The organism is Flavobacterium anhuiense (assembly GCF_004151235.1).
GTDB lineage: Bacteria > Bacteroidota > Bacteroidia > Flavobacteriales > Flavobacteriaceae > Flavobacterium > Flavobacterium anhuiense_A.
Genome location: NZ_JUIV01000031.1, coordinates 18,814 through 33,612, shown reverse-complemented (window position 1 = coordinate 33,612; position 14,799 = coordinate 18,814). Strand labels below are relative to the sequence as shown.

Genomic DNA, 14,799 nt, shown 5'->3' with positions numbered 1-14,799 from the left:
GATTCCATCAGCTACAGCTTTAACAAGCGGCACATACTATTCGGCAATCTCAGATCCGGCAACAGGCTGCGAGAGCGCTGTAAGATTGGCGGTTGACGTGATTGTAAGCGATCCAGGAACACCGACTTTAGTAACACCTGGACAGCAAAACTTCTGTATGGTAAATGCTCCAACTTTTGCAAGCGTACAGTTCAATCAAACAAACATAGTTTGGTACACAGCTTTAACAGGCGGAACGTTGATTCCATCAGCTACAGCTTTAACAAGCGGCACATACTATGCAGCAATTTCAGACCCAGCAACAGGTTGTGAAAGCACTACAAGATTATCGGTTGATGTGAATGTAACGGATCCAGCAACGCCAACAACAAATGCTGCGACACAGACTTTCTGTACAGGGACAAACCCAACTGTTGCTAATATTCAAGTGAACGAAAGCAATGTAGTTTGGTACACAACGCAAACTGGTGGAACTGCTTTAGCTTCGACAGCTGCATTAACAACAGCTACTTACTTTGGAGCAATTAAAGATCCAGCAACAGGATGCGAAAGTAGCGTGAGATTGCAAGTCGCTGTAACGGTTGGTAATACAATAAATCCAACAACAAACAATGCAGCACAGACTTTCTGTTCTGCTAATGCACCAACTATTGCAAATATTCAAGTAAATGAAAGCAATGTAACATGGTTTACAGTTTCAACTGGAGGAACTGCTATTCCTGCAGGAACAGCGCTTACTTCTGGAGTATATTTTGGAAGTATTGTTGATCCAGCAGGTTGTGAAAGCTCAACTCGTCTTCAGGTAAAGGTAACAATAGTAGATCCGAGCCCTACGCCAACTACAGCTAATACAACTCAAAACTTCTGTACTTTAAATTCGCCTACGGTGGCAAATATTCAAGTAAACGAAGCAAATGTGGTTTGGTATAGCACAGCTGCAGGAGGAACTGCAATTCCACCAACAACAGCTCTTACGACAGGTACTTATTATGGAGCGGTTTCAAGCGCTATAGGTTGTGAAAATCCAACAAGATTAGCTGTTACGGTAAATGTAAATTCACCAAGTGTGATTACAACACCAAGAACAACACAGACATTCTGTTTGTCTGCTTTGCCAACATTAGCTAATATTTTGGTAAACGAACCAAATGTGGTTTGGTATGCGTCTGCAACTGGTGGAACTCCATTAGCAAGTACCACTCCGCTTACGGCAACTACTTATTATGCAGGGGCGTTAGCTAATACATTTAATGGTTGTGATAACGGACCAAGATTAGGAATTACCATTGCATTTGAAAATGATGCTGCAGTTCAACTTACTTCTACAGATGATACTCCATGTGTATTCAAAGGTGTAACTTATTCAATTGCAAATGGAAAGTCTAATTATGTATGGACTATTAACGGAGGTACTATTATCTCAGGCGGAGGTACAAACGATGGGTCTGTAACCGTTTCTTGGTCAGACATAGGACCAGGAACTGTAACTGTAGCTTATGTTAACAATTGTGACGAAAGAACAATGAAGACTTTAAATGTTACTGTAGAAAGTTGTTCAGATCTAACGATTACTCATACAGTTGATAATCCAACTCCAAATTTTGGTGATCAAGTAACCTTTACTATTACAGTAAACAATGTAGGTGAAGGCGATTTTATTAACACACTTGTTAGTGATTTACTTCCTAGCGGTCTACAATTAGTGAGTTCATCTGCAACATCAGGAACATATGACCCAGCAACACAGCTTTGGACAATACCAACATTAAATGCAGGTCAAAGTGTAGTATTGACAATTGTTGCAGAAGTTCTGCCAAATGGAAATTATACTGCTGTAGCAACTGTCGAAACTTCAACTCCTTTAGATGTTGATGCATCAAATAATTCAGCTTCGGTAACATTAGTGCCAATTTGTTTAACTGTTTACAATGAGTTTACGCCAAACAATGATGGCAAAAACGATTTGTTCAGAATAGACTGTATTGAGTCTTATCCAAACAACGAGCTGAAAGTATTTAACAGATACGGAGCGTTAGTGTATAGTAAAGCACATTATGAAAATGATTGGAACGGAACAGCAAATGTATCCGGTGTAATTAATAGAGGAGATATGCTGCCAACAGGTACTTATTTTTATGTGATAACCATTGGAGATGGAACGGTTAAAAAAGGATGGTTGTCTATCATGAGATAACCCACTTCTATTAATCATCTAATTAATTAAACTAAATAAGTATCGTTATGAAACTATATATAAAATCATTAGAAACATATTTAATTTTAATATGTTCTTTTATTACGGTTTGCGCTTCGGCACAACAAGATCCCGAATATACGCAGTATATGTATAACACTATGGCGGTAAATCCAGCGTATGCTGGATCTACCGGAACCATAGAAGCAGCACTTTTATATCGTTCTCAATGGGTAGGAATGCCAGGCGCTCCAGAAACACAATCTTTCTCCATTCATTCTCCACTTAGAAATGAAAAACTAGGAGTAGGTTTAAGCGTTGTAAATGATAAAATCGGACCTTCAAATGAACTGTATTTGGATGGAAATTTCTCTTATTCAATACCTCTTGGCTATGAACAAAGATTGGCTTTTGGTGTAAAAGCTGGTACTAGGATGTTAAACATCGATTGGTCTAAAGGAAGATACTACGATGATGATGATGTTTTGTTAAATCAGAATATTAACAATCAGATGAAACTAGCAGTTGGAGCAGGAGTTTACTATTATACAGAAAAATGGTATGTAGGATTTTCTATTCCGAGTTTTATTCAGAATGATTACTATGACGATGTTCAAGAGTCTATTAATTATGATCGTATGCATTACTATTTAATGGGAGGTTATGTTTTTGATTTGAATCCAAATTTGAAATTTAAACCAGCATTTTTAGTAAAAGCAGTGAGTGGTGCTCCACTTACAGCAGATATATCGGCAAATTTCATGATTCAGGAAAAGTTTGTTATAGGAGGAGCTTATCGAACAGATGATTCGGTAAGTATACTGGCAGGTTTTCAAATTTCACCAAGTTTCTTTCTTGGATATGCTTTTGATTACACTGTAAGTCAATTGAACAAATACAATGATGGTTCTCACGAATTCATCTTGCGTTATCAATTTGTGCAAAAACAAAGTAAAATTAAATCTCCTCGATTCTTCTAAAAACAAAACTTATGAGAAAACTATATATCCTATGTTTAATTTTGAGCGTTACGTTTAGTTTCGCTCAAAAAACTAACTTAAAGAAAGCCGATGCTTTGTTTAGAAGCTTTTCTTATTCGGATGCTTCCAAAGCTTATGAAGAATGTTTGCAAAACATAAAAGATCCTTCAGCACAGACTTTGAAGAATGCAGCAGATTCCTATTATTTTATTTCTGATTCTAGAAATGCACTTAAATGGTACAGAAAGTTGTATGAAGTGCAAGGAAATAATCTGACTGATATTTACTATTTGCGTTACATCCAATCTATGAAAGCAGTTATGGATTATGATGAAGCAGATAAAATCACAAAAGAGTATTTAGATAAAAAAGGTGATAAAGCAGAGATTAACCGATACGTTGCCCAAAAGAAATATATGGATAGCGTAGCAAAGGCAAAACCTCTTTATACCATTAAAAATTTAGATATCAATACCAGTAAGTCAGATTTTGGAGCTACATTTTTTAAAGACAATGTCGTATTTACTTCGGCTCGTGATACTACAAAGTTTAGTGAAAAATTGTATACTTGGAACAATCAGCCTTTTCTTAACCTGTATATCGCAGAAAGAAATCCAGCAGATGGAAATTTATTCAATGAAACGGTTTTTCTTCCAAATGTAATGACCAAATATCACGAAGCAACGGCAAGTTTTGACAATCAGGGAAAAACGATTTATTATTCGACGAATATTGTAAAGAAAAACAAATTGGTTGTTGATGAAGCAAGAGTAAATAATTTCCAAATTGTAAAAGGATCTATTGTTAATAATAAACTGGAAAATCCAGAAAAAGTGTTTTTTGACAGCGATGATTACTCTGTTGGACACCCTTCACTAAGTGAAGATGGAAAATTGCTTTTCTTTGCTTCAGACATGCCAGGTGGACAAGGAGAAACCGATTTGTACATGGTAAAAATAGCGGCTGATGGAACAATGAGTTCACCTCAAAATCTAGGACCAAATATTAATACGATAGGTAATGAAGTGTTCCCTTTCTTTCAAAACGGAGTTTTATATTTTTCATCTGATGGACACTACGGCTGGGGAGATTTGGATGTTTACGAAAGCAAACTTCAAGCTGACGGAACTTTTTCAGTGCCAAAGAACCTTGGGGCTCCTATTAATAGTAATAAAGATGACTTTTCTTTTATAATTGACAAAACAGATGCTTACGGCTATTTCTCTTCAAATAGAGCAGGAGGAAAAGGAGACGATGATATTTATTCTTTCGTAAAAGGAAAACCAGTTTGCAACCAAAGTATTTCTGGAATGGCAATAGATCGAAAAACGAAAAAGCCTTTAACAGATGTTACGATCATGGCATACAATTCTTTTAGCGAAGTTTTAGGAGAAACCAAAACAAATTTTGATGGAAAATATGCTATCGAAGTTCCTTGTAATAAAGTAGTCAAAATGATTGCTGCAAAACCAAATTACAGCAGTGACGATAAAACTGTAGAAACAACAGATCAAAATGGTGGCGAAATAAAAGATGTGAATTTTGAATTAAGCAATTATGATGATTTGGTGGTTAAAAAACAAGGAGTTGAAAAAGTAGATGTAAACCCTATTTATTTTGACTACGATAAATACAACATTACGCCAAAAGCCGTAGAAGAATTAACTAAGGTTGTGTTCATTATGCAAAAATTTCCAAACATTAGAATCAAAATTGAATCTCATACCGATTCGCGAGGAAAAGATTCCTATAATTTGAAACTTTCAGACAATAGAGCAAAATCAACTCGAGATTATATCCTTTCGCAAGGCGTAGATGCTTCTAGAATTGAAAGTGCCATTGGGTATGGAGAAACCCGATTAATTAATAAATGTAAAAATGGTGTAAAATGTTCTGAAGAAGAGCATCTGTTAAATAGACGTTCAGACTTTATCATTATTCAAAAATAATTTTATATTTGCGCTGTAAAATGTTGATTTTCAGTTAAAAATATAAAACGTCGAAACCATTTGGAAGTTGGTTTTTTTTAATTCTTTTTTAAGAATAATGGACAAGGAGAAAATCAGGCTGCATGAATTTGCAGTCTGATTTTTGATTTCTAAAACTTTTATTTTTTCTGCATTGTAACAAAAATAAATTCTAATTTTGATATTCAGTTTTTCATTACAATAATCTGCAATATTTTACAATTTATGAGCATTCAAGAGACCATTCAAGCATTACGAAATGAACTTAATCAACACAACTATAATTACTATGTGTTAGACAATGCTACAATTTCAGATTATGATTTTGATATTAAACTAAAAGAACTTCAGGATTTAGAAGATAAACATCCAGAGTTTTTTGACGAAAACTCACCAACACAAAGAGTTGGTGGAGCTGTTACCAAAAATTTCAAAACAGTTGCGCATCAGTATAGAATGTATTCTTTGGATAATTCTTATTCTAAAGAAGACCTTTTGGATTGGGAAAACCGTATTCAGAAAGTTTTAGGAAATGTTAGTTTGCAATATACTTGCGAATTAAAATATGATGGAGCTTCAATAAGCATTACTTATGAAAACGGGAAATTAGTTCAGGCCTTAACGCGTGGAGATGGTTTTCAAGGTGATGAGGTAACAACTAATATTAAAACAATCAAATCAGTTCCTTTGCATTTAAAAGGAAATTATCCAGATAAATTTGATATTCGAGGCGAAATAATTCTTCCATTTGCTGGTTTTGAAAAGATGAATCAGGAATTAATAGAGATTGGTGAAACACCTTATTCAAATCCAAGAAACACAGCTTCAGGAAGTTTGAAATTGCAAGACAGCGCTGAGGTTGCCAAACGTCCGCTGGAGTGTCTTCTTTATTTTGTAACAGGGAATAATTTGCCATTCAAGACTCAATATGAAGGATTGGAACTGGCTAGAAGCTGGGGTTTTAAAGTGCCTATGGAAGCAAAACTAGTCAACAGTATGGATGAGGTTTTTGACTTTATTGATCATTGGGATACTCACCGCCATAATTTACCTTATGAAACAGATGGAGTTGTGATAAAGGTCAATAGTATTCAGCATCAGGAAGAATTAGGTTATACAGCAAAATCACCACGTTGGGCAATTGCTTACAAATTCAAATCAGAACAAGTTTCAACTGTATTAAAATCAATTTCGTATCAAGTCGGAAGAACGGGAGCTATAACACCAGTGGCGAATTTGGAGCCTGTACAGCTTGCAGGTACCATTGTGAAAAGAGCTTCTCTTCATAATGCTGATCAGATAGAAAAATTAGACATCAGAATAAACGATACTGTTTTTGTTGAAAAAGGGGGAGAAATCATTCCAAAAATCATTGCAGTAGATTTAGAAAAACGTCCTGAAAATTCAGAACCAACCCATTATATTGCTTATTGTCCAGAATGCCACACCGAATTGGTTCGAAATGTAGGTGAAGCCAATCATTATTGTCCTAATTTTTATGGATGTCCTCCGCAGATTATTGGAAGAATCCAGCATTATATTTCAAGAAAAGCAATGGATATTGAAGGCCTTGGAGGCGAAACAGTTGCTTTGTTATTTAAGAATGGTTTAGTGCATAATTATGCTGATTTGTACGAGTTGAGAGTCGAAGATATCCTGCATTTGGAAAGAATGGCTCAGAAATCTGCAGAAAATTTGGTAAATGGAGTTCAGAAATCAAAAGAAATTCCGTTTGAGAGCGTATTGTTTGCGCTTGGAATCCGTTTTGTGGGAGAAACTGTAGCTAAAAAATTAGCCAAACATTATAAGAATATCGATGCTTTAGCCCAAGCTTCATTAATGGATTTAGTTCTGGTTGATGAAATTGGAGAAAGAATTGCCAAAAGTGTGATTGAATTCTTCGAAAATGAAGAAAACCAAAAAATTATTGAACGATTAAAAAGTTATGGAATTCAATTTGAAATTGAAGAAAAAATAAACCCAAATGCTACTGATAAATTTGTTGGAAAAACTTTTGTGGTTTCTGGCGTTTTTAGTCAATTTTCTAGAGACGAACTAAAGAAAGCCATCGAAGATAACGGAGGAAAAGTAGGAAGCTCAATTTCTGCAAAAACAGATTTTGTAGTGGCAGGAGATAATATGGGACCAGCAAAACTGGAAAAAGCAACAAAGCTAAACATCCCTATATTATCAGAAGAAGATTTTATAAACAAACTGAATGAAGCTTAATAAACCGTCATTAATTTTGTTCTTTTTTGCCTTGTTGTGTACAATTATTTTTGATTGGACTCAGCAAGAAGTTTTTGCGACATACTCAAAAGCGATTGTTCTTCCTGCTATTTTTATTTATTATTTAATTAGCAGTGAGTTCGAAATAAAAAAAACAGAAGGTGTCATTTTTCTCTTTTGTTTTGTTGGACAAGTTTATGATTTGATGGATGTAGAAAGTTCCGAATTAGGAGGAGTGCTTTGCTTTCTGGTGGTCTATAGCTTAATTGTTACCTTATTTATTAGAGAACATGAACGGATAAAACTAACTAAACGAGATATTTTGCCAATTTCTATTGTAGTTGTTTTTATAGTGTATTTATTGATTTCTGTTTTGAGTCTGCAGCTTGACAGTATGAGAAAATTTATTTGGATTTACACTGTATACGGAATCGTTCTCAGTATATTAAGCTATTTCTGTTTTGTAAGTTACATCACAAAAGGTACACATATAGCTTTACTAATGTCGCTCATGGCAATAAGCTACATCTTCTCTGATATCTTTTATATTTTTAATGAGTATTTCTCGTATTCGGTTGTTCTAGTCCTAATACGAGATACAACTCAAATCCTAGCTTATTTCTTTATGGTAGAATACTTTTTAGAAAAAGCTAGAATTCAAAGAAAGACTATACCACAATAGTAGCGCTTTGGTTTGTATGTGCTTTGTCTTTGTTAAAATAGAAATCGATACGGCCTAAATTAATTCCGTAGCATCCCACTTGATTTACCAGCACATCTTTCCCAGCCTTGTTCTTTACTATTGTAGGTTTATCCAAGAAAGTATGTGTGTGGCCTCCAATAATAAGATCTATATCCTGAGTTTGTGCAGCAAATGTCAAATCGCTTATTTTAGTTGGCTCATCTTTGTATTTGTAGCCTAAGTGTGAAAGACAAATTACTAAATCGCATTTTTGTTCTTGTTTTAAAAGTTTTGTCATATCCTGAGCAACTTCAACAGGATTATTATAAACCGTTTCTAAGTATAATTTTTTGTCTACTAAACCTTGAAGTTCAATTCCAACACCAAAAACACCAACTTTAATTCCGTTTTTGTTAAAGATTTTGTATGGTTTAACATGCCCATCCATAACCGTGTTTTTGAAATCATAATTAGAATTGATAAAATCGAAACTTGCATGCGGAAGCTGTGCGTATAAACCGTCAAGACCATTATCAAAATCGTGGTTTCCAATTGTTGAAGCATCGTATTTCATCATGCTCATGAGTTTAAATTCCAATTCGCCCCCATAATAATTAAAGTATGGTGTTCCTTGAAAAATATCTCCAGCATCTAGCAAAAGAACATTAGGATTTTCTCTACGGATAGTTTCAATCAAAGCTGCACGACGAGAAACACCGCCTTTATTAGGATTACGCGGATCATCAGCAGGAAATGGGTCAATGTGGCTGTGCACATCATTCGTATGTAGAATTGTTAGATGCTTAATATCGTTACTTTCAAAACTGCTCAAAGACAATCCTAAACTTAGTAGGGCAGTACTTGCTGCTGTTTTTTCGATAAACTCTCTTCTTTTCATTTTATATATTTTTTTGCCAGAGGCGCTATGTCGTTTTATTTTTTTTAGCCACCAATTTCACGAATTAACACGAATTGGTTTTTCAATCATTTAAAAATTTGTGCAAATTTGTGTAATTCGCGGCAAACTCTTTTATTCTTCTGTTATTCTGATATTTTTTGGAGCAACTACGGTGTCTACTTCTTTAAAATAATCAATCAAAACATCTCTAAGTTTGTAGTTTAAGTCAAACTTTTGAGTGCTTTTTGCAAAGAAAGTCATACTGTCTCCGCCATTTGCCAAATAGTCATTTGTAGCAACATAATACGTTTTGTTTAGATCAAGCGGTTTGCCTTGAACCATTATGTCTTTTGCCTTGTTATCTTTTGTAATAGTAAAAGTCATTCCAGACAAAGGCTGAGGTTTTTTCTCCTTAATAATATAGGCAGCAATTTCTAAGATCTGATCTCCTTTTAAGGCCATCACAACCAAACTATTTTCAAAAGGCATAATTTCAAAAGCCGTTCTAGTTGTAACATTCCCTTTGGGAAGAATAGCGCGAATACCGCCATGATTTAAAAGGCATACATCAATATCTTTCTTTTCACGAGCGTTAAAAACAATATTACCTCTTTGCACACAAACATCTGCCATTAAGCTTCCAATGCCAGTTTGCCATTTTCCTGTGCTTTTGTCAAGAGTTTCTGGGCAATAAGCCAATACGTTATCCAAATCCTGATTAATATGATCACGATAAGGTTTAATGAAGTTTTCAATTTCAGAAGTTTCTCCAGCTTTTTCAGTAACTGGAACTTGTTTTCCCTCAATTTTAGTTAGATTGTAGTTTTTTGTACTACAAGAAGAGATTGAAAAAAGTGTTAAGAATATAACAAAAAGTTTTAAAAATCCGTTATACTTTTTTAGTTTTACCATTTTAAATGCAACTTAAATAATTAATTTTGTAATCTGGTAAAAGTACTATGTTTTTGAATTATATAAAGGAGTTTTTTGTAAAAAAATCATTAAATGTTAATTTAAATAATGAAAAAAGCGAAGTATTTACTAAAAACGTTCAAACAATTGGTTTATTGATAGATGAGAGTACTTTTGAATCTTCAGAAGCATTAATAAAGGAGTTAACGCTCCACGGAATCGCTTTAGAAAATATAAAAGTTCTCGCTTACAGGGAAAAATTTAAGGAAAAAGAGACCTATTCTCGTCCAACTTTTGGTAAAAAACACATCAATTGGAACGGTGAAATTACAGAAGGTTTTTTGAATGAATTTATAAATTCAAAATTTGATCTTTTGCTGAGTTATTATGACGTTGAAAATGTTTTTTTGATGTTGGCAACCAGCAAATCAAAAGCTAAATTTAAAGTAGGATTTTCTGCTGTAGATCAAAATCTGAATCGTTTGATGATTAATACGGGATTAGGAAACTATAAACTGTTCGTTTCAGAATTGTTTAGGTATTTAAAAAATATAAAATAAATTATAATTATTAATATGCAATCATTGATAGGAACTGGAGTTGCACTTGTAACGCCATTTAAAAAAGATTTTTCAGTTGACATTGAAGCTTTACAGCGAATTGTAAACTTCTCTATAGATGGAGGAGTGGAGTATCTTGTTGTGATGGGAACAACGGCAGAAAATGCAACCCTTACAGCAGAAGAGAAAGAATTGGTTATAAAGACTGTAATCGATGTGAATAAGGGAAGACTGCCTCTAGTTCTAGGAGTTGGAGGTAATAATACTATGCAGATTGTAGAAGAGTTAAAAACAAGAGATTTTTCTGCTTTTGAAGCGATATTATCTGTTTCTCCATATTATAATAAACCTACTCAGGAAGGAATTTATCAGCACTTTAAAGCAATTGCTGAGGCTTCTCCAGTTCCTGTAATTCTATATAACGTTCCTGGAAGAACAGCAAGCAACATGCTTCCTTCAACAGTGGTGCGTTTGGCTAACGATTTTAAAAATGTTGTAGCGATTAAAGAAGCTGCTGGAGATATGGCTCAAGCAATGCAGATTATTAAAAATGCTCCAAAAGATTTCTTAGTGATTTCTGGAGATGATATGCTGGCGCTTCCAATCGTTTTAGCGGGTGGAGCAGGAGTTATTTCTGTAATTGGACAAGGTTTTCCTAAAGAATTTTCAGAAATGATTCGTTTAGGATTGAATAAAAAAGCAGCAGATGCTTTCAAAATACATTACTTTTTATCAGACAGTATCGATATGATTTTTGAGCAGGGAAATCCAGCCGGAATCAAACAAATCTTCCAAGCGCTTGGAATTGCTGAAAATACTGTTCGTCTTCCTTTGGTTTCTGTTGATGATTCTCTAGCGGCAAGGCTTAATGAGTTTGTAAAAAACAGCATTAAATAATTGTTAAAGTGTTAGTATTTTAAGATACTAAAAAATTATTTTGCAGTAGCTAAATTAATAACTAAATTTGCCACCGAAACTTCGGTGCGATTTCACTTTGGCATAATTAATTGTCTGAGATTGTAATAACAGTAAGAAAATGAAAAAAACAGTATTGCTTTTAATTGTTGTAACTCTTTTTTATTCTTGTGGAGAATATCAAAAAGCGTTGAAAAATGAAGATGTTGCAGCAAAATTTGAAATGGCAACAAAAATGTATGATGCCGGTAAATACACAAAAGCGATTCGTCTTTTTGAGCAATTAGCCACTTCTTACCGAGGAAAACCTCAGGCAGAAAAGCTGTTTTACATGTTTTCACAATCGTATTATAAAACAAAACAATACTATTTGGCTGGTTATCAGTTTGAAGCGTTTGTTTCAGGTTATCCACGAAGTGAAAAAGTACAGGAAGCTGCTTTTTTGGGGGCATATAGCTACTCTAAATTATCGCCAGTTTACAGTTTAGATCAAGCTGATACCGTAAAAGCATTAGAAAAATTACAGGCTTTTATTGATAATTATCCAAACTCAGAATACATTCCTCAAGCAAACGAGGCTGTGCAAAAATTGAATGGAAAATTAGAGAAAAAAGCATATGAAAATGCTAAAGGATACAATACAATTTCCGATTATAAATCGGCAATAATAGCTTTTGATAACTTTATAGCTGATTTTCCTGGAACGCCTTTAAAAGAAGATGCATTGTTTTATAAATACGATTCAGCATATCAATTGGCAATTAACAGTGTTCCTTCAAAAATGGAAGAGCGTCTGCATGTTGCGCAAACTGCTTATGCTAATCTATTGAAGTTTAAAAGCGATACAAAATACAAAGAAAAGGCAGACGAAATGAATGCCAGAGTTGAAACAGATTTACAAAAATTTACTAAATAAAATAAAGTCATGGATTTAAAAAAGACGAATGCTCCTGTAAACACAATAACTTACAACAAAACAGTTATTGAAGAGCCAACAGGAAATGTGTATGAGGCAATTACCATTATGGCTAAAAGAGCAAATCAAATTAATTCAGAGATTAAAAAAGAATTGACTGAAAAATTAGAAGAGTTTGCTACTTATAATGATAGTCTAGAGGAAGTTTTTGAAAATAAAGAACAAATTGAAGTTTCTAAATTTTACGAAAAATTACCAAAACCACACGCTTTAGCTGTTCAAGAATGGTTAGACGGTAAAACTTACCACAGAAGTTCAAACAAATAATAGTACAATGTCAGTTTTAAACGGGAAAAAGATTTTACTGGGTGTTTCCGGTGGAATTGCAGCCTATAAAACAGCCACTTTAGTACGACTTTTTATAAAAGCAGGTGCACATGTCCAAGTGATCATGACACCTGCTTCTAAGGATTTTGTAACTCCACTTACATTATCTACCTTATCAAAAAATCCAGTACATTCAAGTTTTTTTAATCAAGATGATGAAGATGAGGTTTGGAACAATCATGTAGAATTGGCTCTTTGGGCAGATTTTATGCTGGTTGCGCCTGCTACTGCAAATACTTTGTCTAAAATGGCGACGGGAAATTGCGATAATCTTTTAATTGCTACCTATTTATCGGCAAAATGCCCAGTTTATTTTGCACCTGCAATGGACTTGGATATGTACAAGCATCCTTCAACTTTATCGAGTTTTACTGCATTAAAACAGTATGGAAACATTATGATTCCTGCTGAAAGCGGAGAATTGGCTAGCGGTTTATCTGGAGAAGGCCGAATGGCTGAACCTGAAAATATTGTTGCTTTTCTTGAAGCTGATTTAGAAAGTAAATTGCCGCTAAAAGGAAAAAAAATACTTGTTACTGCTGGTCCAACATACGAAGCGATAGATCCTGTGCGTTTTATTGGAAATCATTCTTCTGGTAAAATGGGGTTTGATATTGCCAATGAAGCAGCGAGCTTAGGAGCAGAAGTATTTTTGATTGCGGGTCCGACTCATTTAAAAGCTAAAAATAGTCTAATAAAAGTGGTCGATGTTGTTTCAGCTCAAGAAATGTATGATGCTTGTCATTTGTATTTTAATGAAGTTGATGCGGCAATTGCAGCTGCGGCTGTTGCAGACTACAGGCCTAAATTTGTTGCAGACCAGAAAATTAAGAAAACTACAGAAGAATTTTCAATAGAGCTGGAAAAGACAAAAGACATACTGTCTTCTTTGGGTGCCATCAAAAAAAATCAGTTTTTAATTGGATTTGCTTTAGAAACCGAAAATGAAATTGAAAATGCTAAGCTGAAAATTCAGAAAAAAAACTTAGATTTGATTGTTTTAAATTCCTTACAAGATAAAGGTGCCGGTTTTAAAAAAGAAACCAATAAAGTAACATTTATTGATAAAAATTTTGAAATGGAACCAATGGAATTGAAATTAAAAGAATCTGTAGCGGCTGATATTTTGAATAAGGTTATTCTGCATTTTTCAAAATCATCAATTTAAAATATACGCCGAAAGCATAATTTGGAAGCAATTTATGTTTGTAAAATTAAATATTTAGACGATTATGAATAAATTAGTTACGCTATTAGTGTTTTTAAGCTTTGGTTTTGTACAAGCTCAACAGCTAAATTGTACAGTAACTATCAATACAGAACGTCTGACAAATCCAAATAATCAGGTTTTTAAAACACTTCAGACATCTTTGGCTGAATTTGTAAATAAAACAGACTGGACAGGATCAGTTTTAAAACAAAACGAGAGAATAAACTGTTCGATGTATATTACTTTGTCATCAAATAGTTCAGATCAATTTACAGGAACCATTCAAGTTCAGTCTTCTAGGTTGATTTTTAATTCTACATATTCTTCTCCTGTTTTGAATTATAACGATAAAGATTTTAACTTTAGATATACAGAATACGAGCCATTGTTATTTAATCCTAACACTTATGATTCAAATTTAGTTTCTGTAATCTCTTTTTATTGTTATATGATTTTAGGTATGGATGCTGACACTTTTCAAATGGGTGCAGGAAATCCATATCTTCAAACTGCGCAAAATATTGCCAATGTGGCGCAACAAGGCGGATTTAAAGGGTGGAATCAATCAGACGGATTACAAAATCGTTATTATTTGATTAATGATATGATCGCGCCAACTTATAGCGATCTACGCCAAACAACTTATGCTTATCATACAGGATTGGATGCAATGACATTGGATCAAAAAGCTGCAAAAGAAAAAATAAAAAATGCTTTGCTGTTAATAGGAAAACTAAATTCAGTAAAACCAAATGCTTTTATAACTCGAGTTTTCTTTGACGCAAAATCAGATGAAATTGTTTCTATTTTTTCTGGCGGACCAAGTATTCCAATTACAGATTTAACGGATGTTTTGAATAAAGTTTCACCGTTAAACTCTACCAAATGGTCACAGATTAAATACTAATCTCGTTTCTCTTTTGACAATCTTTATATTTATCATTATAAC

At 33.9% G+C, this 14,799-nt stretch carries 13 protein-coding genes; 11 read left to right on the top strand and 2 right to left on the bottom strand.

Annotation, left to right across the window (positions count from 1 at the left end; translation table 11 throughout):
* From NU08_RS21675 to NU08_RS21655, 5 genes are all read left to right on the top strand, one after another.
* On the top strand, positions 1-2,194 hold a 2,194-nt coding region (locus tag NU08_RS21675; protein WP_129749123.1), incomplete at its 5' end, for a gliding motility-associated C-terminal domain-containing protein.
* Positions 2,195-2,241: 47 nt separating this feature from the next.
* The gene (locus tag NU08_RS21670) at positions 2,242-3,174 is read left to right on the top strand and encodes a type IX secretion system membrane protein PorP/SprF (protein WP_129749122.1); all 933 of its coding nucleotides are present in this window, start codon (positions 2,242-2,244) and stop codon (positions 3,172-3,174) included.
* A gap of 11 nt (positions 3,175-3,185) precedes the next feature.
* Positions 3,186-5,123, top strand: coding sequence for an OmpA family protein (locus NU08_RS21665; RefSeq protein ID WP_129749121.1), 1,938 nt, complete (start codon positions 3,186-3,188; stop codon positions 5,121-5,123).
* A gap of 243 nt (positions 5,124-5,366) precedes the next feature.
* Positions 5,367-7,370 carry an NAD-dependent DNA ligase LigA gene (gene ligA / locus NU08_RS21660; protein WP_129749120.1) on the top strand — a complete coding sequence of 668 codons (2,004 nt, stop codon included), beginning with the start codon at positions 5,367-5,369 and terminating at the stop codon, positions 7,368-7,370.
* On the top strand, positions 7,360-8,052 hold the full coding sequence (locus tag NU08_RS21655; RefSeq protein ID WP_129749119.1) for a hypothetical protein: 693 nt from the start codon (positions 7,360-7,362) through the stop codon (positions 8,050-8,052). The genes ligA and NU08_RS21655 overlap by 11 nt, the downstream gene beginning before the upstream one ends.
* Here the strand turns inward: NU08_RS21655 and NU08_RS21650 are convergent.
* Positions 8,039-8,950, bottom strand: a complete 912-nt coding sequence (locus NU08_RS21650; protein ID WP_129749118.1) for a bifunctional metallophosphatase/5'-nucleotidase — start codon at positions 8,948-8,950, stop codon at positions 8,039-8,041. The two genes, NU08_RS21655 and NU08_RS21650, sit on opposite strands and share 14 nt — an antisense overlap.
* A 132-nt stretch (positions 8,951-9,082) precedes the next feature.
* On the bottom strand, positions 9,083-9,862 hold the full coding sequence (locus NU08_RS21645; RefSeq protein WP_129749117.1) for a 5'-nucleotidase C-terminal domain-containing protein: 780 nt from the start codon (positions 9,860-9,862) through the stop codon (positions 9,083-9,085).
* Between the two features lie 47 nt (positions 9,863-9,909).
* Between NU08_RS21645 and NU08_RS21640 the strand changes: the two genes are divergently transcribed.
* The 6 genes from NU08_RS21640 to NU08_RS21615 all read left to right on the top strand — a co-directional run bounded on the left by NU08_RS21640 (position 9,910) and on the right by NU08_RS21615 (position 14,757).
* Positions 9,910-10,422 carry a DUF6913 domain-containing protein gene (locus NU08_RS21640; protein WP_129749116.1) on the top strand — a complete coding sequence of 171 codons (513 nt, stop codon included), beginning with the start codon at positions 9,910-9,912 and terminating at the stop codon, positions 10,420-10,422.
* A 15-nt stretch (positions 10,423-10,437) separates the two neighbouring features.
* Positions 10,438-11,319, top strand: coding sequence for a 4-hydroxy-tetrahydrodipicolinate synthase (gene dapA, locus NU08_RS21635; RefSeq protein WP_129749115.1), 882 nt, complete (start codon positions 10,438-10,440; stop codon positions 11,317-11,319).
* Positions 11,320-11,458: 139 nt separating this feature from the next.
* The gene (locus tag NU08_RS21630; RefSeq protein WP_129749114.1) at positions 11,459-12,253 is read left to right on the top strand and encodes an outer membrane protein assembly factor BamD; all 795 of its coding nucleotides are present in this window, start codon (positions 11,459-11,461) and stop codon (positions 12,251-12,253) included.
* 9 nt (positions 12,254-12,262) lie between these two features.
* Entirely contained in the window at positions 12,263-12,580 is a 318-nt protein-coding gene (locus tag NU08_RS21625) for a DNA-directed RNA polymerase subunit omega (RefSeq protein ID WP_008463064.1), read from the top strand.
* A gap of 7 nt (positions 12,581-12,587) precedes the next feature.
* On the top strand, positions 12,588-13,808 hold the full coding sequence (gene coaBC, locus NU08_RS21620) for a bifunctional phosphopantothenoylcysteine decarboxylase/phosphopantothenate--cysteine ligase CoaBC (RefSeq protein ID WP_129749113.1): 1,221 nt from the start codon (positions 12,588-12,590) through the stop codon (positions 13,806-13,808).
* A gap of 64 nt (positions 13,809-13,872) precedes the next feature.
* Positions 13,873-14,757 carry a DUF4835 family protein gene (locus NU08_RS21615; RefSeq protein WP_129749112.1) on the top strand — a complete coding sequence of 295 codons (885 nt, stop codon included), beginning with the start codon at positions 13,873-13,875 and terminating at the stop codon, positions 14,755-14,757.
* Positions 14,758-14,799: the final 42 nt, after the last annotated feature.